The organism is Streptomyces sp. NPDC000229 (assembly GCF_040300825.1).
GTDB lineage: Bacteria > Actinomycetota > Actinomycetes > Streptomycetales > Streptomycetaceae > Streptomyces.
The window spans coordinates 60364-77630 of sequence record NZ_JBEPEL010000027.1; the positions used below are offsets into that span (position 1 = coordinate 60364).

At 72.1% G+C, this 17267-nt stretch carries 14 protein-coding genes and 1 pseudogene; 6 read left to right on the plus strand and 9 right to left on the minus strand.

Annotated elements, in window-relative coordinates; all coding sequences use genetic code 11:
• Positions 1 to 18: 18 nt before the first annotated feature.
• From glpK to ABT360_RS16225, 5 genes are all read right to left on the minus strand, one after another.
• Positions 19 to 1524 carry a glycerol kinase GlpK gene (gene glpK, locus ABT360_RS16205; protein WP_351815791.1) on the minus strand — a complete coding sequence of 502 codons (1506 nt, stop codon included), beginning with the start codon at positions 1522 to 1524 and terminating at the stop codon, positions 19 to 21.
• Between the two features lie 241 nt (positions 1525 to 1765).
• Positions 1766 to 2527, minus strand: a complete 762-nt coding sequence (locus ABT360_RS16210) for an MIP/aquaporin family protein (RefSeq protein ID WP_351815794.1) — start codon at positions 2525 to 2527, stop codon at positions 1766 to 1768.
• A gap of 203 nt (positions 2528 to 2730) precedes the next feature.
• Positions 2731 to 3918: a lipid-transfer protein gene (locus ABT360_RS16215; protein WP_351815827.1), complete on the minus strand. Its 1188-nt coding sequence runs from the start codon at positions 3916 to 3918 to the stop codon at positions 2731 to 2733.
• Positions 3915 to 4364 (minus strand): Zn-ribbon domain-containing OB-fold protein, encoded by a 450-nt coding sequence (locus ABT360_RS16220; protein ID WP_351815796.1) that lies wholly within the window; start codon positions 4362 to 4364, stop codon positions 3915 to 3917. The genes ABT360_RS16215 and ABT360_RS16220 overlap by 4 nt, the downstream gene beginning before the upstream one ends.
• An 85-nt stretch (positions 4365 to 4449) precedes the next feature.
• Positions 4450 to 5265, minus strand: coding sequence for a M15 family metallopeptidase (locus ABT360_RS16225; protein ID WP_351815799.1), 816 nt, complete (start codon positions 5263 to 5265; stop codon positions 4450 to 4452).
• Here ABT360_RS16225 and ABT360_RS16230 point away from each other — a divergent pair.
• A complete protein-coding gene (locus ABT360_RS16230) occupies positions 5264 to 5812 on the plus strand; it encodes an NUDIX domain-containing protein (protein ID WP_351815830.1) in 549 nt (182 codons plus the stop codon). The two genes, ABT360_RS16225 and ABT360_RS16230, sit on opposite strands and share 2 nt — an antisense overlap.
• 177 nt (positions 5813 to 5989) lie before the next feature.
• On the opposite strand, the gene ABT360_RS16235 is transcribed toward ABT360_RS16230, so the two are convergent.
• Positions 5990 to 8356, minus strand: coding sequence for a glycoside hydrolase family 31 protein (locus ABT360_RS16235; protein WP_351815801.1), 2367 nt, complete (start codon positions 8354 to 8356; stop codon positions 5990 to 5992).
• Positions 8357 to 8579: 223 nt separating this feature from the next.
• Here ABT360_RS16235 and ABT360_RS16240 point away from each other — a divergent pair, with 223 nt between their 5' ends.
• Positions 8580 to 10565 carry an acetoacetate--CoA ligase gene (locus ABT360_RS16240; RefSeq protein ID WP_351815804.1) on the plus strand — a complete coding sequence of 662 codons (1986 nt, stop codon included), beginning with the start codon at positions 8580 to 8582 and terminating at the stop codon, positions 10563 to 10565.
• On the plus strand, positions 10562 to 11134 hold the full coding sequence (locus ABT360_RS16245) for a GNAT family N-acetyltransferase (RefSeq protein ID WP_351815807.1): 573 nt from the start codon (positions 10562 to 10564) through the stop codon (positions 11132 to 11134). Before ABT360_RS16240 ends, ABT360_RS16245 begins: the two co-directional genes overlap by 4 nt.
• A gap of 1 nt (position 11135) precedes the next feature.
• Here the strand turns inward: ABT360_RS16245 and ABT360_RS16250 are convergent, their stop codons facing one another.
• Positions 11136 to 12455 carry an aminotransferase class I/II-fold pyridoxal phosphate-dependent enzyme gene (locus ABT360_RS16250; RefSeq protein WP_351815810.1) on the minus strand — a complete coding sequence of 440 codons (1320 nt, stop codon included), beginning with the start codon at positions 12453 to 12455 and terminating at the stop codon, positions 11136 to 11138.
• 111 nt (positions 12456 to 12566) lie between these two features.
• On the opposite strand from ABT360_RS16250, the pseudogene ABT360_RS16255 reads away from it, so the two are divergent.
• From ABT360_RS16255 to ABT360_RS16265, 3 genes and pseudogenes are all read left to right on the plus strand, one after another.
• Positions 12567 to 13064: pseudogene (locus tag ABT360_RS16255) on the plus strand (MFS transporter); the annotation flags it as partial.
• An 80-nt stretch (positions 13065 to 13144) separates the two neighbouring features.
• Positions 13145 to 14230, plus strand: a complete 1086-nt coding sequence (locus ABT360_RS16260) for an MFS transporter (RefSeq protein WP_351815832.1) — start codon at positions 13145 to 13147, stop codon at positions 14228 to 14230.
• Between the two features lie 23 nt (positions 14231 to 14253).
• The gene (locus tag ABT360_RS16265; protein ID WP_351815813.1) at positions 14254 to 15147 is read left to right on the plus strand and encodes a hypothetical protein; all 894 of its coding nucleotides are present in this window, start codon (positions 14254 to 14256) and stop codon (positions 15145 to 15147) included.
• Between the two features lie 68 nt (positions 15148 to 15215).
• On the opposite strand, the gene ptsP is transcribed toward ABT360_RS16265, so the two are convergent.
• Both ptsP and ABT360_RS16275 read right to left on the minus strand, forming a co-directional pair.
• Positions 15216 to 16886, minus strand: coding sequence for a phosphoenolpyruvate--protein phosphotransferase (gene ptsP / locus ABT360_RS16270; protein ID WP_351815816.1), 1671 nt, complete (start codon positions 16884 to 16886; stop codon positions 15216 to 15218).
• Positions 16887 to 16974: 88 nt separating this feature from the next.
• Positions 16975 to 17267: PTS sugar transporter subunit IIA (locus tag ABT360_RS16275; protein ID WP_351815818.1), on the minus strand; the 293-nt coding region annotated here is incomplete at its 5' end.

The following is a 17267-nucleotide window of genomic DNA, read 5'->3' on the forward strand; positions in this document are numbered from 1 at the left end:
GCCGCGAGCCCCACCCGCTCAGGCCTCCTCCTCCCAGCCGAGGCTCCGCTCCACCGCCTTGCGCCAGTTGCCGTACTCGCGCTCCCGGGTGGCCGCTGCCATGCGCGGTTCCCACGCGGCGTCGCGCTGCCAGTGGGTCCTCAGCTCGTCCAGCCCCGACCACACACCCGTGGCCAGCCCCGCGGCGTACGCGGCACCCAGGCAGGTGGTCTCCGAGACCTTGGGCCGGATCACCGGAACGCCCAGCACATCCGCCTGGTGCTGCATCAGCAGGCCGTTGACCGTCATCCCGCCGTCCACCTTCAGGGACGAGATCCGCACGCCCGAGTCCTGGTACATGGCGTCGATGACCTCGCGGGTCTGCCAGCTCGTGGCCTCCAGGACGGCACGCGCCAGATGCGCCTTGGTGACGTACCGGGTCAGGCCGGTGACGACACCGCGGGCGTCGGAGCGCCAGTACGGGGCGAACAGCCCGGAGAACGCCGGGACGATGTACGCGCCGCCGTTGTCGTCCACGCTCGCCGCCAGCGTCTCGATCTCGTCGGCGCTGCGGATGATGCCGAGCTGGTCCCGGAACCACTGCACCAGGGCACCCGTGATGGCGATCGAGCCCTCCAGACAGTAGACGGGGGCCTGGTCGCCGATCTTGTACCCGACCGTGGTGACGAGGCCGCTCTTCGAGGGCACCGGCCGCTCCCCGGTGTTGAGCAGCAGGAAACTTCCCGTGCCGTACGTGTTCTTGGCGGTCCCCGTGTCGTAACAGGCCTGCCCGAAAAGCGCCGCCTGCTGGTCGCCGAGCGCCGACGCGACCGGAACCCCCTGCAACCGGCCGACGGCAGTGCCGTACACCTCCGCCGACGAGCGGATCCGCGGCAGCATCACCTCCGGCACGTTCATGGCTTCGAGGATCGACCGGTCCCAGTCCAGGGACTCCAGGCTCATCATCATGGTCCGGGAGGCGTTGGTGACGTCGGTGACGTGGACGCCGCCGTCGACACCGCCGGTGAGATTCCAGATCAGCCACGAGTCGACGGTGCCGAACGCGATCTCCCCTCGCTCGGCACGGGCACGCAGCCCCGGTACGTTGTCCAGCAGCCAGGCCGCCTTGGGCCCCGAGAAATAGCCGGCCAGCGGCAGCCCCGTGATGTCCCGGAAGCGGTCCTGGCCGTCCGCGCCGCCGAGTTCGGTGCACAGCGCGGAGGTGCGGGTGTCCTGCCAGACGATCGCGTTGTGCACCGGTTTGCCGGTGGCCCGGTCCCACAGGACCGTCGTCTCACGCTGGTTGGTGATACCGAGCGCGCTCAGCTGCTCGGCGCGCAGCCCGGCCTTCGCCAGGGCCCCCGCCACCACGGCCTGGACCTTGGACCAGATCTCCGTGGCGTCGTGCTCGACCCAGCCCGGCTTGGGGAAGATCTGACGGTGCTCGCGCTGATCGGCGGCGACGACGGCACCGTCCTGGTTGAAGACGATGCAGCGGCTGGAGGTGGTGCCCTGGTCGATTGCGGCGACGAACCTGTCCGTCATGGTGAACCCCTTGTCGCGAGTGAGAGCCGCGCTGATGGACGGCGCTGATGGACGGCGCTGAGGACCGCGCTGATGGACCCGCCACAATGACGCCGGTGAGCCGCGCCGGTGAGCCGCGCAGATGAGGCGCACCGACGGACCCGCTGACGAACCGTGCCGAGAGGCCGCCGTGGCCGCGCCGAGCCATGTGGGCAAGCCCCATGCGAGTCGGAGTCTTCGGGTGGCTCCGCCACCCAGCCCGTCAGTAGACCGTGTTGAAGATGACGCCGGCGAGCACGCCCCCGATGAGGGGCCCTGCCACGGGCACCCATGCGTAACCCCAGTCCGATGTCCCCTTGTTGGGTATGGGCAGCAGCGCGTGGGCGATGCGCGGGCCGAGGTCGCGGGCCGGGTTGATGGCGTAGCCGGTCGGCCCGCCGAGCGACATGCCGATGCCGACGACCAGGAGCGACACCAGGAGGATCGAGATGCCCGATCCGTAGATGCCCGCCTCCTCGCCGGGGATCTGTCCGACGCCGATGCCGTCGTTCTTCCCGAACGCGAGAAGCGGCAGGACGAGCGCGACCGTGGCGATGATCTCGGTGGTGAGGTTGGCGGCCGGATTGCGGATCTCGGGCCCGGTCGAGAAGATCCCGAGTGTGGGCCGGGCGGTCTTCGTGTCGGCGTTCGCCCGGAACTGCGCGTAGTAGACCAGCCAGGCGAGTACGGCTCCGAGGACCGCGCCGGCCATCTGCGCGAGGAAGTACAGAGGCACCTTGCCCCACTCGCCCGTGTCGACGGCGACCCCGACCGTCACGGCCGGGTTGAGGTGCCCGCCGGAGAGCGGGGCGGCGGTGTACGCCCCGGCCATGACGCCGAAGCCCCAGCCGAAGGCGATGACGACCCAGCCCGCTGCCTTGGCCTTGGAAAAATTGAGGGTGACGGCGGCGCAGACGCCCCCGCCGAAGAGGATGAGGATGGCGGTGCCCATGACCTCACCGGCGAAAATGTCTCCATTGCTCATGGCGGCTCCTAGGCTCCACGGCTCCCTGGCGTGCCGAACGGGCATGGGGTGCTGGTGCGGGCGTACCGGCGATGTCGACGAACAGGCAGTTTTCTCCCGCCGTGATGGTGCGTCAAGGTCGTGGACAGCACCGGTGCTCGAGCAGTGCCCTTGGACACGCCCATCTGTCACGTAAAGCCACCGCCACCGCCCGTCCTCGCTGTTCAGCGCACCGCGACCACCGCCGACCCGTGGCCGAAAAGCCCCTGGTTCGCGGTGATCCCGACGCGGGCGCCCGGCACCTGCCGTGCCCCGGCCGTGCCGCGCAGCTGCCAGGTCAGCTCGCAGACCTGGGCGATGGCCTGGGCCGGCACCGCCTCGCCGAAGGAGGCGAGGCCGCCGCTCGCGTTGACCGGGACCCGGCCGCCGAGGGCCGTGGTTCCCTCGCGCACCAGCTTGGCGCCCTCGCCCCGGCCGCACAGGCCGATGTCCTCGTACCACTCCAGTTCGAGAGCGGTCGACAGGTCGTACACCTCCGCCAGGGACACGTCCTCGGGCCCGATGCCCGCCTCCTCGTACGCGGCCGTCGCGATCGATTCCCGGAAGGGGGCCGCGGGCGCGGAACCGGCCGCCGAGTCGGTGGCGATGTCCGGCAGGTCGAGCACCGTACGCGGATAGGTGGGCGTCACGGTCGACACGGCCCGGACACGGACGGGGTCCCGGGCCCCGTGCACGCGCGCGTACGTCATGGACGACAGCACCAGTGCCGCGCCGCCGTCGGAGGTCGCGCAGATGTCGAGCAGCCTCAGCGGATCGGCGACCACGGCCGAGGCGGCCACTTCGTCGGCGGTCACCGGCTTCCGGTAGCGGGCGTACGGATTGAGCGCGCCCGCCGCCGCGTTCTTGACCTTGACCAGTGCGAAGTCCTCCGGGGTGTCCCCGTGCACGGCCATCCGGCGGCGGGCGTAGAGCGCGAAGTACGCCGGATTGGTGGCCCCGAGCAGCCGGAACCGCAGCCAGTCCGGGTCGTCCGGCCGGTCCCCGCCGGCGGGCGCGAAGAACCCCTTGGGCGCCGCGTCCGCCCCCACGACCAGGACCACGTCCGCCAGCCCGGCGAGGATCTGTGCCCGCGCGGTGGCGATGGCCTGGGCGCCCGAGGCGCACGCCGCGTAGACGCTGCTCACCCGTGCGCCCTGCCAGCCGAGCGCCCGCGCGAACGTCGCGCCCGCCACGTACCCCGGATAACCACCCCGCACGGTGTCGGCGCCGACCACCGACCCCACGTCCCGCCAGTCGACCCCCGCGTCGGCGAGCGCGGCCCGCGCCGCCACCGTCCCGTACTCGACGAAGGCGCGGCCCCACTTCCCCCACGGGTGCATGCCCGCACCCAGGACGGCGACATCACCGCTCATGACGTCACCGGGCGCCAGTGCCATGTCGTCCACACCGTCTGCGCGTCCTCGCTGAGGACGCCGGGAACCAGCTCCACCTCCATGCCCACGGCCAGGTCGGCGACGCCCACCCCGGGCGCCGCCTGGCCCAGCACGACCATGGCCTCAGCCGCCAGCTCCACGGCGACGAGGGTGTACGGCTGCCAGGCGGTCCCCGGATCCGAGACGTAGGGCGCGGGTGGCCGGTAACGGCCGTCGGTGTACGACCAGACGCGTCCGCGCCGGGAGAGCGGCGCCTCCAGCAACTCCCCGCCGCCTCCGCAGGCGGGGTTGCGGCAGAAGGCGTCCTCGCGCGGGAAGAAGACCGCCGAGCAGGCCGAACAGCGCGTGCCCAGCAGTCGGAAACCTTCCTCGTCGCCATCATCGGTGAACCACCCGGCCACCACGGGTGTGCGCGTACGCGTCAAGGCCCCTCCCCTCCCCGGACAGCAGAATCTGACGGAACGTCAGAAGTGTGCCACGGGTCCGGCACCCTCCGCGAGACGCGCGGCGTCAGCGCCCCGCCACCGACCTCCTGGAGACCGGGAAGTCGAAGTACGTGTCCGGGAACGTCTCCGGCTTGTACGTGAAGTGCCACCACTCCTCGGGAAGGTTGACGAACCCCTCCGCGCCGAGCGTGCCCTTCAGCAGCTGCCGGTTCGCCCGCTGTACGCCCTGGATGCGCGGGTCGTCCGTGTGGGACAGCGTGTCGAAGCAGTCGAAACCCGTCCCCATGTCGACCGAGTTGTCGGGGAACCGCTCCTCCTGCGGAGCGAAGCAGGGGACCAGCTTCTCGCCGGGCACATAGGGGCGGGTCGGCGCCGCGGGCAGCCTCACGATCGTCAGGTCGACCGTGGAACCCCTGCTGTGCCCGGACTTCTCGGCGATGTACCCGTCCGCGAAGAGCCGCGACTTCGCAACAAGCGGATAGAACTCCGCTTTCATCTCCTCGTCCTGGAGATCCTTCGCCCACCGTACGAAGTGGTCCACGGCCCGCTGCGGCCGGTAACAGTCGTACACCTTCAACGAATAGCCCTGCCGCAGCAGTTTCACCTGGGCGCGGTGCAGCGCCTGCGCGGCCGGCCGCGTGAGGATACACACCGGCTGCCGGTAGCCGTCCACCGGCTCGCCCACGAAGTTGTGCCCGGTGGTGTAGCGCATCTCCTGGACGATCGTCGGGTCGACGGAGCGCAGGGCCACGAACTCCTTCGGGGCCTTGGGCTCGGGGTGGGCCTGCGCGGCGGGCGGCACCGCCGCCACGAGCAGGAGCGCCGTGGCGGCCGTCATCAAGGCACGGCGCAGGCGGGAGGCGGAAGCACGTCCTGTCATACGGACCGTCTTACCGGCCGCCGCCGGGTCGGTACAGTCCGTCCCCGTGAAGGACTCCCACTGCACGAGCTGCGGCGCCCCCTACCCGGCGGGCTCCGGTTGGCCCCGCACCTGCCCGGCCTGCGGCGCCGTCGCGTACCGCAACCCGCTGCCCGTCGCCGTGGCCCTGCTGCCCGCGACCGACGCGTACGGCACCGGGCTCGTCGTCATCACCCGCACCATCGAGCCGCAGCGCGGCGGCATCGCCCTGCCCGGAGGGTTCATCGACCACGCAGAGGACTGGCGGGACGCGGTGGTACGGGAGCTGAGGGAGGAGACCGGCATCGTGGCCTCCGCCCGCGACGTCAGGCCGGCCGACGTGATGAGCTCTCCCGCCGGCCACCTGCTGCTCTTCGGCCTCCTCCCGGAACGCCCGGCCACCGACCTCCCGCCCTCCGCCCCCACCGAGGAAACAGCCGGCCACCACCTCCTGCGCGCTCCGGCAGAGCTGGCCTTCCCCCTCCACACGGCGGCCGTGGCCCACTGGTTCGCAGGCCACTACACCTGACGCTCCCGCCGCACGTTCCGTCCCTCACACAGGCCCCACCCCCGTACGCTCGCCCGACGCCCGACGCCCGACGCCCGACGCCCGACGCCCGACGCCCGACGCCCGACGCCCGACGCCCGACACGCACCCGCGCCGCGTACCCGCGCCATCCGCCTCGACCGAGCCCACGGCGCCCCCTCACCCCGCCCCCAGGCCCCGCACCCGCACCCGCCCCTCGACCTCCACCGCTCCGTCGTCCGTGGCCCGCTGCACGACGACCCGTCCGTCCACCACCCGCGACGTGTACCGCTCGATCTCCGACTCCGCCCACCCGTCGCCGGCGTCCGGCACCACCAGCCCGCCGCCGGTGCGCCCCACGGCCGGGGCCCACACCTCCAGCTCATCGGCCCCGTCCGGGCCCCGCACGGGGATCACCGCACCCGCCCGCGCGAGCACCGGGATCCGCGCCAGCGGTGCGTCCACCAGGACCTGCCCGGGCCCTTCGTACGCCCGACCCGTCGCCGTGTCGTACCACCGCCCCCGCGGCAGCCGCACCGCCCGCCTGTCCATCCCGCGCGCCAGTACCGGAGCCACCAGCAAGGCGTCCCCCAGCAGGAAGGCGTCCTCGCAGTCCCGCAGCGCCCGGTCCTCGGGGGAGCCCCACCAGACGGGCCGCACATAGGGGGCGCCCGTAAGCCGGGCCAATCGCGCCAGCGTCACGAAATAGGGCCGCAGCCGCTCCCGTTCGGCCAGCGCCGCCCGGGCGTGCTCCAGCACCTCCGGGCCGAACTCCCACGGCTCGCGCCGCCCGGCGTCGATCGCCGCGTGCGTGCGGAAGAGCGGCAGCCAGGCGCCCAGCTGGAACCAGCGCAGGAACAGCTCCGGGGACGGACTCCCGTCGAAGCCGCCCACATCGGGACCCGAGTACGGCACCCCGCACAGACCGAGCCCCAGCACCAGCGACAGCGAAGCGCGCAGCCCCGGCCATCCGGTCGACACATCGCCCGACCAGGTGCCGCCGTACCGCTGCATCCCGGCCCAGCCTGAGCGCGAGAACAGGAACGGACGCTCGTCCGGCCGCAGCCGCCGCAGCCCCTCGTACCCGGCCCTCGCCATGCCCAGGCCGTACACATTGTGGGCCTCCCGGTGGTCCCCGCCCCGGCCCTCCAGTACGTGCCGTGCCGAACGCGGCAGCGTCATGTCACCGAACGGGGTGAAGGAGACCGGCTCGTTCATGTCGTGCCACACCCCGGAGAACCCCTGCGCGAGCCGCTCCTCGTACCACCCGCCCCACCACTCCCGTACCGCCGGATCCGTGAAATCCGGGTACACGCACTCACCCGGCCACACCACGCCCCGCACCTCGCCACCCCTGGCATCGCGTACGAACGCCCCTGAGGAGCCGACTTCGGCGCCGCTCTCATAGAGGGCGTTCCCGCGTTCCGCCTTCACCCCCGGGTCGACGATCGACACCAGCCGCACCCCGTCCTCGCGCAGCTCCCGCGCCAGCCGGGGCAGGTCGGGGAACCGTTCACGGTCCACCGTGAACACCTGGTGCCGGTCGTAGTGGTCGATGTCCAGGTGCAGTACTGACAGCGGCAGGTCACGTTCCCGGTAGCCGGCCACCACCCGCCGCACCTCCTCCTCACTGCCGAACCCCCACCGCGCGTGCTGCGGCCCCAGCGCCCACGACGGCGGCAGCGCGGGCGCACCCGTGAGCGCCGTCCAGCCGTGCAGCACGCGCGCGGGGGTGCCGACGACCACCCAGCAGCGCAACGGCCCGCCGCTGACGCGCACCTCGCTCGCACCGGGCCGGTCGTGCCCGGAACCCGCACCCTCCTCACCCTCCCGCAGCGTCACCTGCCCGTCCCAGGAGTTGTCGTGGAAGGCCAGGTGGGTGCCCGCGTCGGACACCACCAGCTGCACCGGCATGGTGATGTAGAGCGGGTCGTCAGCCGGACCGAAGCTCCCGCGCGGGTCGGTGTTCCACAACCGGTACGTCCCGCCGCGCAGCCTCGGCCCCGACGCCCGCCCGCCCAGCCCGAAGAACCGTGCGTCGGCCGACACCTCCGACCGCTGCACCCACCGCGCGGGGCCCCCGCCGACCGGCTCCCACCAGCGCGGCGGCAGGTCCCGCCGCAACACCACGCCACCCGGCGTACGGATCTCGACGGCGCCGTTGCGCGACACCGCCACCGTCACCCGTTCGGACACCACCCGCCAGCCGCCGCCCTTGTCCGGCTCCAGCTCCGCCCGCGGATCCGGCTCCGGCGGCCGGCCCGCCAGCGCGTACGACGGCAGCGGCTCCGCCCCGTCCCACCCCCAGAACACCGTGCCGCCGCTGGACACGCACACCCGCACCTGAGACCGGGCGAACCGGACGATCCCGCCGCCCGGCAGCGGCTCGACACCCTCAGCAGGCCCCGGCACCCGCGCCCGCTCCGCCCCCCGCGGCCGCAGCCCCCAGGCATCCGTACGCCGCTGCCGCCACGCCGACCGCACCGCCCGCAGCCCCCGCACCGTGCTGAAGATCCTCACCGAGCGCACCAGATCACGACCGTCCATGCCGCTCACCCTGCCACCCCTCCCAGGTCACACAGGGCCCGTTCAACTGCCGTTCACCCATGGTGAGAGCACATATTCATCCCGCCGACCATGGGTGGCGAACCCTGGTGCGAACAACGATCACATGGCATCGTCCTGCTCAGCCGTGTCACGCGCACACCCCGCACGTGCGCGTGACCCACGCAGACCCGCGTACAGGGACGCACAGCCAGGGAGCAGCCCCATGACCACAGAGCACGCCCAGCCCGAGCCGCTCTGGCAGCCCGACCAGGACCGCATCGACACGGCCGCGGTCACCCGCTTCCAGGCCTGGGCGGCGCAGCGGCACGGCGCACCCGCCGACGGCGGCTACCCCGCCCTGCACCGCTGGTCGGTCGATCACCTCGACGCCTTCTGGCAGGCGGTCGCCGAATGGTTCGACATCCGCTTCTCCACGCCGTACGAGCGGGTCCTCGGCGACCGCTCCATGCCCGGCGCCCAGTGGTTCCCCGGCGCCACGCTCAACTACGCCGAGCATGCGCTGCGCGCCGCCGCCGACCGCCCCGAGGCGCCCGCCCTTCTGCACGTCGACGAGACACAGGAAGTGACGCCCATCAGCTGGGCCGAGCTGCGCCGCCAGGTGGGCGCGCTCGCCGCCGAGCTGCGCGCCCTCGGCGTACGTCCCGGCGACCGCGTCAGCGGTTACCTGCCGAACATCCCGCAGGCCGTCACCGCCCTCCTCGCCACCGCCGCCGTCGGCGCCGTGTGGACCTCCTGCGCCCCCGACTTCGGCGCCCGCAGCGTCCTCGACCGCTTCCAGCAGGTCGAGCCGGTCGTCCTGTTCACCGTCGACGGCTACCGCTACGGCGGCAAGGAACACGACCGCCGTGACACCGTCGCCGAACTCCGCCGCGAGCTGCCCACGCTCCGCGCGGTCGTCCACATCCCGCTCCTCGGTACGGAAGCGCCCGAAGGCGCCCTCGAATGGTCCGACCTCACAGCGGGGGACAGGGAGCCCGTCTTCGAGCAGGTCCCCTTCGACCACCCCCTGTGGGTGCTGTACTCCTCCGGCACGACCGGCCTGCCCAAGGCGATCGTCCAGTCCCAGGGCGGCATCCTCCTGGAGCACTTCAAGCAGCTCGGCCTCCACTGCGACCTGGGCCCTGAGGACCGGTTCTTCTGGTACACCTCCACCGGCTGGATGATGTGGAACTTCCTCGTCTCCGGCCTGCTCACCGGCACCACGGTGGTCCTGTACGACGGCAGCCCCGGCCATCCGGACACCGGCGCCCAGTGGCGTGTCGCCGAGATCACCGGAGCCACCCTGTACGGCACGTCCGCCGCCTACGTCATGGCCTGCCGCAAGGCGGGCGTCCACCCCTCCCGCGACCACGACCTGTCCCGGATCACGTGTGTCGCGACCACCGGCTCACCGCTGCCGCCGGACGGCTTCCGCTGGCTCCACGACGAGGTCCGGGACGACCTGTGGATCGCCTCCGTCAGCGGCGGCACCGACGTGTGCAGCTGCTTCGCCGGCGCGGTCCCCACCCTCCCCGTACACATCGGCGAACTCCAGGCCGCCTGCCTCGGCACCGACCTCCAGGCCTGGGACCCGCAGGGCAAGCCCGTCATCGAGGAGGTGGGGGAGCTGGTCGTCACCAACCCCATGCCCTCCATGCCCATCCGGTTCTGGAACGACCCGGACGGCAGCCGCTACCACGACAGCTACTTCGACATGTACCCGGGCGTATGGCGCCACGGCGACTGGATCACCATCACCGACCGTGGCTCGGTCGTCATCCACGGCCGCTCCGACTCCACCCTGAACCGTCAGGGCGTCCGTATGGGGAGCGCCGACATCTATGAGGCCGTCGAACGCCTCCCGGAGATCCGCGAGTCCCTCGTGATCGGCGTGGAGGAGCCCGACGGCGGCTACTGGATGCCGCTCTTCGTCCACCTCACCGAAGGCGCCACCCTGGACGACGACCTGATCGCCCGCATCAAGCGGACCATTCGCGAGCAGCTGTCCCCGCGCCACGTCCCCGACGAGATCATCGAGGTCCCCGGAGTCCCGCACACCCTCACCGGCAAGCGCATCGAGGTCCCGGTCAAGAGGCTCCTCCAGGGCACGGACCTGTCCAAGGCCGTCAACCCCGGTTCCGTCGACAACCTCGGCCTGCTCCGCTTCTACGAGGACCTGGCCCGCAAGCGCGCCCAGGGCGGACGATGAGCCTCTCGAGCACCTTCTGGACCGGCGAGCGGGTACGGCTGCGCGGGGTCGAGCCCGAGGACTGGCAGGCCTTCATGGATTTCGACGCCCACAGCGGCCATCAGCGGTCCGTCGACGTCCTCCACCCGCCCCGCTCGGCGGAGGGTTACCACGCCTGGGCGGCCGAACAGTCCGTCGCCGCCCCGGCCGGGGACGACTTCCGGCTGGTCGTCGAAGCCCTGGACACCGGCGAACTCGTGGGCAGCATCGCGACCCGGGACGCCGACCCGCGCTCCGGCCGCTTCCGCTACGGCATCGGGATCATCGGCGACCACCAGCGACGTGGGTACGCCGCCGATGCCGTGGTGCTGCTGCTGCGCTTCATGTTCGGCGAGCGGCGCTACCACAAGTGCGAGGCGGGGATCTACGCGTTCAACGACGCCTCGCTCGCCCTGCACCGCAGACTCGGCTTCGCCGAGGAGGGCAGGCTGCGCGACCACGAGTTCTTCGCCGGCCGCCACCATGACCTCGTCATCATGGGCATGACCGCCCCCGAGTTCGCCGAACGGCACCCTTTCGAGAAGCTCTGACTCAACCGCCGTACATGGCCTCGGACTCGCCCAGCACGGCGGCGAAGTCCGAGGCCAGCCGCGCCGCTTCGGACGGCTCCAGTTCCGCGGTCGTGACCCGTACGCCCGTCGGCGCCGCGATACGGAACCGCGCCCCGGCCGCCACCCACCAGCCGCACGACCGCAGTCCGTTGACCACCGCCGACTCGTCGCTCACCGGCACCCACACGTTCAGCCCGCTCGCCCCGTGCGCCGTGATGCCATGCCGCGCCAACTCCCCGATCAGCGCCTCGCGCCGTTCGGTGTACGCCGCCTCCGCCCGGCCCACCAGCCGCTGCACCTCCCGGTCCGCGATCAGCCGTGCCGCGGTCTCCTGCAGTACGTGGCTGATCCACCCCGACGTCAGCAGCAAGCGCCCGTCATGCCGGGCCAACGTCGTCTCGTCGCACGCCAGCCCCGCCCACCGCAGATCGATGCCCAGGTGCTTGGACACCGTCCGCACCTGAGCCCACCGCGGCAGCCCGGCCGCCGCCAGTGAGTACGACGGCGCCCCCGACATGTCCGCGTTGTGGTCGTCCTCGATCACCAGCACCTCGGGGAACCCGCCCAGGACGTCCACCAGCGCGTCCCGCCGCTCTCGCGAGAACCGGGCCCCCGTCGGATTCTGTCCGCGCGGACTGCACACCATCGCCCGGACGCCCGCCCGCAGCGCCGTCCGCAGCCCCTCGGGGACCATGCCGTGGTCGTCCACCGCCACTGGGACCATGCGCAGCCCCAGCGCCGGCACCAGGTCCAGCAGGTGATGGAAGCCCGGGTCCTCCACGGCCACCGAGTCACCCGGCTTCAGCTCCGTCGACAGCAGCCGCCCCACACAGTCGAGCGCCCCGTGCGCAAAGGTCACCCGCTCCGCGGGCACCCCGTCCCGCGCGAACCACGCGCGCGTGAGGTCCTCCAGGGACGCCAGCCGCGGCGACGCCCGGTGCGAACCGGGCACCGGCATCACCGGGGACGGCGGCCTCAACTGCGGCAGAAACGCCGGATCGGGGTGCCCGCCCGCCAGATCACGCACACCTTCCGGCACCTTCGGCGGCCGTCGGGAGGCGACCGCCGGTGCCTGGGCCACCACCGTGCCGCCGCGCCCCTTGGTCACCACGACACCGCGCTGACGCAGCTCCTTGTACGCCGTCGCCACCGTTCCGGGACTGACACCCAGCTCGTCCGCGAGCCGCCGCACCGGCGGCAGCGCCGCACCCGGCACCAGCGCCCCGGCCGCCACCGCCCGCTCCACGGAGGCCGCGATTCCTCTGGCCGTGGATCCACTGATCGCATATTGTGCTGTCACATAGTGAACTATGTATCAATACATAATCCACGTCAAGGGGGAACCGTGGAGAGCCACAAGCACCGGACCGCACTCGCACAGCGCATACCGGGCGGCCGCAACGGCCGCCGCATGCTGCTCATCTCGTTCATCGACAAAATCGGCACCGGTCTCTGGGCGACCGCCCTACCCCTCTACTTCACGCAGGTCACCGCCATGCCGGTCGCCCACGTCGGCCTCCTCGTCGGCGTATCCGGCGGCATCGGCATCGCAGGCGCCCCTTTCGCCGGACGCCTCGCCGACCGCTTCCCCCTCACCCACGTCCTCATCGGCGCCCAACTCCTCCGCGCCGCCGCCCTCCTCGCCCTCCTCACCACCCAGGACTACGCGCTCCTCCTGGCCTACTCCGCCGTCGGCGCCCTCCCGGACCGCGCCTCCAACGTCCTCACCAAGCTCTACGCGGCCCGCCTCACCGGCCCCGGCCGCGCCCGCTACCAGGCCTTCAACCGCACCGTCGCCAACCTCGGCTGGGCCGTCGGCGGCCTCGGCGCCGCAGCCGCCCTGGCCGTCGCCACCACCACCGCGTACCAGAGCCTCCTCATCGCCAACGCCCTCTCATACGTCGTCATCGCCGCCCTCACCCTCCGCTGCGCCGAACCCCCGTCCCCCGCCCCTATCGCCGCCTCGTCGGCGTATCCGGCGGCATCGGCATCGCAGGCGCCCCTTTCGCCGGACGCCTCGCCGACCGCTTCCCCCTCACCCACGTCCTCATCGGCGCCCAACTCCTCCGCGCCGCCGCCCTCCTCGCCCTCCTCACCACCCAGGACTACGCGCTCCTCCTGGCCTACTCCGCCGTCGGCGCCCTCCCGGACCGCGCCTCCAACGTCCTCACCAAGCTCTACGCGGCCCGCCTCACCGGCCCCGGCCGCGCCCGCTACCAGGCCTTCAACCGCACCGTCGCCAACCTCGGCTGGGCCGTCGGCGGCCTCGGCGCCGCAGCCGCCCTGGCCGTCGCCACCACCACCGCGTACCAGAGCCTCCTCATCGCCAACGCCCTCTCATACGTCGTCATCGCCGCCCTCACCCTCCGCTGCGCCGAACCCCCGTCCCCCGCCCCTATCGCCGCCACCTCCACCACCCCCACGACCGCAACACCCACCGAGCCCGCCAAGCCCTCCAGCCCGTGGCGCGACCGCACCTTCCTCCTCTACACCGCCACCGAAGCCGTCCTCTTCCTCGACGACGCGATCCTTCAGGTCGGCATGCCCCTGTGGATCGTCCACGCCACCGACGCCCCCGTCGGCCTCGCCCCACTGCTCCTCGTCCTCAACTCCGTACTCGTGGTCCTCTTCCAGGTTCCCCTCTCCCGCTTCGGCGCCACCCCCGCCGCGGCCCGCACCCTGCTCATCCCGCTCGCCTGCCTCTTCGTCGCAGGCTGTCTCGCCATGGCGGCCTCGACGGCCGCGGGCCGCTGGACCGCCGTCGCCGCCCTCATCGCGGCCGCAGTCGCCCTCACCTTCGCCGAGATGATCCACGCCACCGCATCGTGGGAACTCTCCGTCTCCCTCGCCCCCGACGACGCCCAAGGCTCCTACCTCGGCGTCCACGGGATCGCCGCCTCCACCCAGCGCAGTGCCGGACCCCTCCTGGTCACCGCCGTCATCACCGCGGGCCCCATGGCCTGGGCTGCCCTCGGCGCGGCCTTCGCCGCCGTCTGCCTCGCCCAGCACCGCCTGGTACGCCACCGGCCGGCTTCCCCGCGCCCCGTTGTCAGTGCCTCCGATTACTGTGAGTGAGCATCAATGAACCAGGGGGACTCATGGCGCACACGAGGAAGACCACGACCATCCGCCGCGCACTGCGCCGGGAAGTACCGAGCACCGTCGGACTGCTCGCCGACGAACAGGACTTCACGGCCATGCGCCACCGCTACCGGACCTTCACCTTCGACGACCACGGCACCTACCTCCGCCAGGTCGAAAAGCTGTTGAAAACCCTCGCCACCGAAGGCGGGCACACCACCGTGGCCCTCTTCGACCCCGAGGACTACGCCTTGTACTGCACCGAAACCGGACTCGACCCCGACACCCCGGCCAGCCGTAGCCGCTTCACCGCCGAGGTCGCCGCCACCGGCGCCTGCGTCCCCTATACGGGACAGCCCATCGACCGGCTCGTCCCCCTCCTCATCCACCGCGCGGTACGGCAAGCCACCTGGGAGTACGCCACGATGCTCCTCACCGACATGGGCGAGTGCGCCGACTGCGGCCAGGACATCGGACGCGCCGCATTCGACCAGGCCTCCCACACACTGACGCGGCTGCTCCAGGAAGCGGGCCCAGGCACCCACCACCTGGTCTGCAGCGTCCCCGCCGACGAACAGCTCGTCGCCGTCCTCCACGCCGAACGGCCCCTCACCGGCCCCGCCCTGCTCGACTCCACCGAAGGTGCCGAGTTCGTCACCGTCCTCGCGGCCGGCATCGCCCTCGAAAGCCCCGGAGGCCTCGTCCTGCGCACCACCACCCCCGCCGCACCCGACCGCGTCCACGGCTGGCGCCTCGACCGCGGGCGCCTCATCCCGCTCACCGAGGCCGAGGTCTTCAACGCGTACTGCACCGACGCCGACACCGGAGAGCCCCTCTCACCCGAGCCCAACGTCGACTACCGCGCCGGTTTCGACATCACCCCCGACGACCACGGGACCACTCACCACTGATCCCCCAAATCGGGAGGGGCTTCCCCGCCCACCGGCGGGAAAGCCCCTCCCACAACCTCACCCAGGTACTACTCCCCGGACAGAACCGCCTGGGCGGCCAGCCGGGCCTCCTCGGCCGTGTCCGTGGCCCGCGCGGCCGCCGCCGCCCGCTCGCACTGCGCCAGCGTGTACTTCGCCAGCGTCGCCCGCACATACGGAATGGACGCGGCGCCCATTGACAGGGAGGTGACCCCCAGACCGGTCAGCACACAGGCGAGCAGCGGATCCGACGCGGCCTCACCACAGACGCCACAGCTCTTGCCCTCGGCCCTGGCCGCCTCAGCAGCGAGTGCCACCAGGTCCAGCAGCGCCGGCTGCCACGGATCCTGCAACCGCGACACCGCACCCACCTGCCGGTCGGCGGCGAAGGTGTACTGCGCCAGGTCGTTCGTACCCAGCGACAGGAACTCCACCTCCTGCAGGATCGAACGCGCCCGCAGAGCCGCCGACGGAATCTCCACCATCGCACCGAACTTCGCCTGCAGCCCCGCCTGACGGCACGCGTCCGCGAACGCCTTCGCATCCGTCCGGTCCGCCACCATCGGCGCCATGACCTCGAGATAGACCGGCAGCCCTTCGGCCGCCTTCGACAGCGCCGTCAGCTGCGTCCGCAACACCTCCGGGTGGTCCAGCAGCGTCCGAAGACCCCGCACACCCAGCGCCGGGTTCGGCTCGTCGGCCGGCGTCAGGAAGTCCAGCGGCTTGTCCGCACCGGCGTCCAGCACCCGCACGACCACCCGGCCCTCGGGGAACGCCTCCAGCACCTTGCGGTACGCCTCGATCTGCTTGGCCTCCGACGGCGCCTGCTCGCTGTCGTCCAGGAACAGGAACTCGGTACGGAACAGGCCGACGCCCTCCGCCCCCGCCTCCACGGCCGCCGGCACATCGGCCGGCCCACCGACGTTCGCCAGCAGCGGCACCTTGTGCCCGTCCGACGTCGCACCCGGACCGGTGGCCGCCGAGAGAGCCGCCTTGCGCTCAGCGGCCGCCCGCTCCATCTCCGCACGCTTCTCGGCGCTCGGCTCCACGAAGATCTCACCCGTGCTGCCGTCCACCGCGATCACGGTGCCCTCGGCGAGCTCACCGGCCCCCGGCAACGCCACCACGGCCGGCACACCCAGCGCCCGCGCCAGAATGGCACTGTGGCTGGTCGGCCCGCCCTCCTCGGTCACAAAACCGAGCACCAGCGTCGGATCCAGCAGCGCCGTGTCCGCCGGAGCAAGATCCCGCGCGATCAGCACATACGGCTCGTCACTGTCCGGAACGCCGGGCATCGGCACACCCAGCAGGCGCGCCACGATCCGGTTGCGCACATCGTCCAGGTCCGCGACCCGCCCCGCCAGATACTCCCCGGCACCGGCCAGCAGCGCCCGGTAGGCGGCGAACGCGTCGTACACGGCCCGCTCCGCCGTGCTCCCCACAGCGATACGACGATCGACGTCGGCCATCAGCTCGGGGTCCTGGGCCATCATGGCCTGCGCCTCGAGCACGTGCTGTGCCTCGCCCCCGGCCAGATTGCCGCGCGCGATCAGATCGGCGGCCACCGCCTCGACGGCCTGGCGAGCACGCCCCTGTTCGCGCTCCGCCTCCTCGGCCGGAATCTGCTTGGCCGGCGGCTCGAGGACAGCCGTCCCCATGTGGCGCACCTCGCCGATCGCCACACCATGGCTCACGCCGACGCCCCGCAGCGTTGTCTCCATTACACCTGTCTCCGATTGAGCAACGACCCCGGGCCGCTGCGTGTGAATGTCCCGACCCCTTGCCGTCCCGAGCGGGACGGCAACGACGTCACTTCCAGGAGAAGAGCTCGTCGCCGGCCTTCACATCGCCGTCCTCGACGACGTCGCCCAGCGAGTCGGCGGTGGCCTCCAGGGCCACGACGGGGCAGATCGGCGACTTGCCGGCCGCCTCGACGGCCGCGGGGTCCCACCGCACGACGGCCTGCCCGCGGGAAACGGTGTCCCCCTTGTTCACCAGCAGCTCGAAGCCCTCGCCATTGAGCTGGACGGTGTCGATGCCCAGGGAGCTGTCCGCGGCCAGCCGCAGGCCGCTCTGGGTGCGGACGGGCGCTCCGTCGAGCG

Bases quoted from the DNA above. Each gene is read 5' to 3' on its own strand.
- glpK (WP_351815791.1), bottom strand. From the start codon at position 1,524: ATGACGGACAGGTTCGTCGCCGCAATCGACCAGGGCACCACCTCCAGC.
- ABT360_RS16210 (WP_351815794.1), bottom strand. From the start codon at position 2,527: ATGAGCAATGGAGACATTTTCGCCGGTGAGGTCATGGGCACCGCCATC.
- ABT360_RS16215 (WP_351815827.1), bottom strand. From the start codon at position 3,918: ATGAGCGGTGATGTCGCCGTCCTGGGTGCGGGCATGCACCCGTGGGGG.
- ABT360_RS16225 (WP_351815799.1), bottom strand. From the start codon at position 5,265: ATGACAGGACGTGCTTCCGCCTCCCGCCTGCGCCGTGCCTTGATGACG.
- ABT360_RS16235 (WP_351815801.1), bottom strand. From the start codon at position 8,356: ATGGACGGTCGTGATCTGGTGCGCTCGGTGAGGATCTTCAGCACGGTG.
- ABT360_RS16240 (WP_351815804.1), top strand. From the start codon at position 8,580: ATGACCACAGAGCACGCCCAGCCCGAGCCGCTCTGGCAGCCCGACCAG.
- ABT360_RS16245 (WP_351815807.1), top strand. From the start codon at position 10,562: ATGAGCCTCTCGAGCACCTTCTGGACCGGCGAGCGGGTACGGCTGCGC.
- ABT360_RS16265 (WP_351815813.1), top strand. From the start codon at position 14,254: ATGGCGCACACGAGGAAGACCACGACCATCCGCCGCGCACTGCGCCGG.
- ptsP (WP_351815816.1), bottom strand. From the start codon at position 16,886: ATGGAGACAACGCTGCGGGGCGTCGGCGTGAGCCATGGTGTGGCGATC.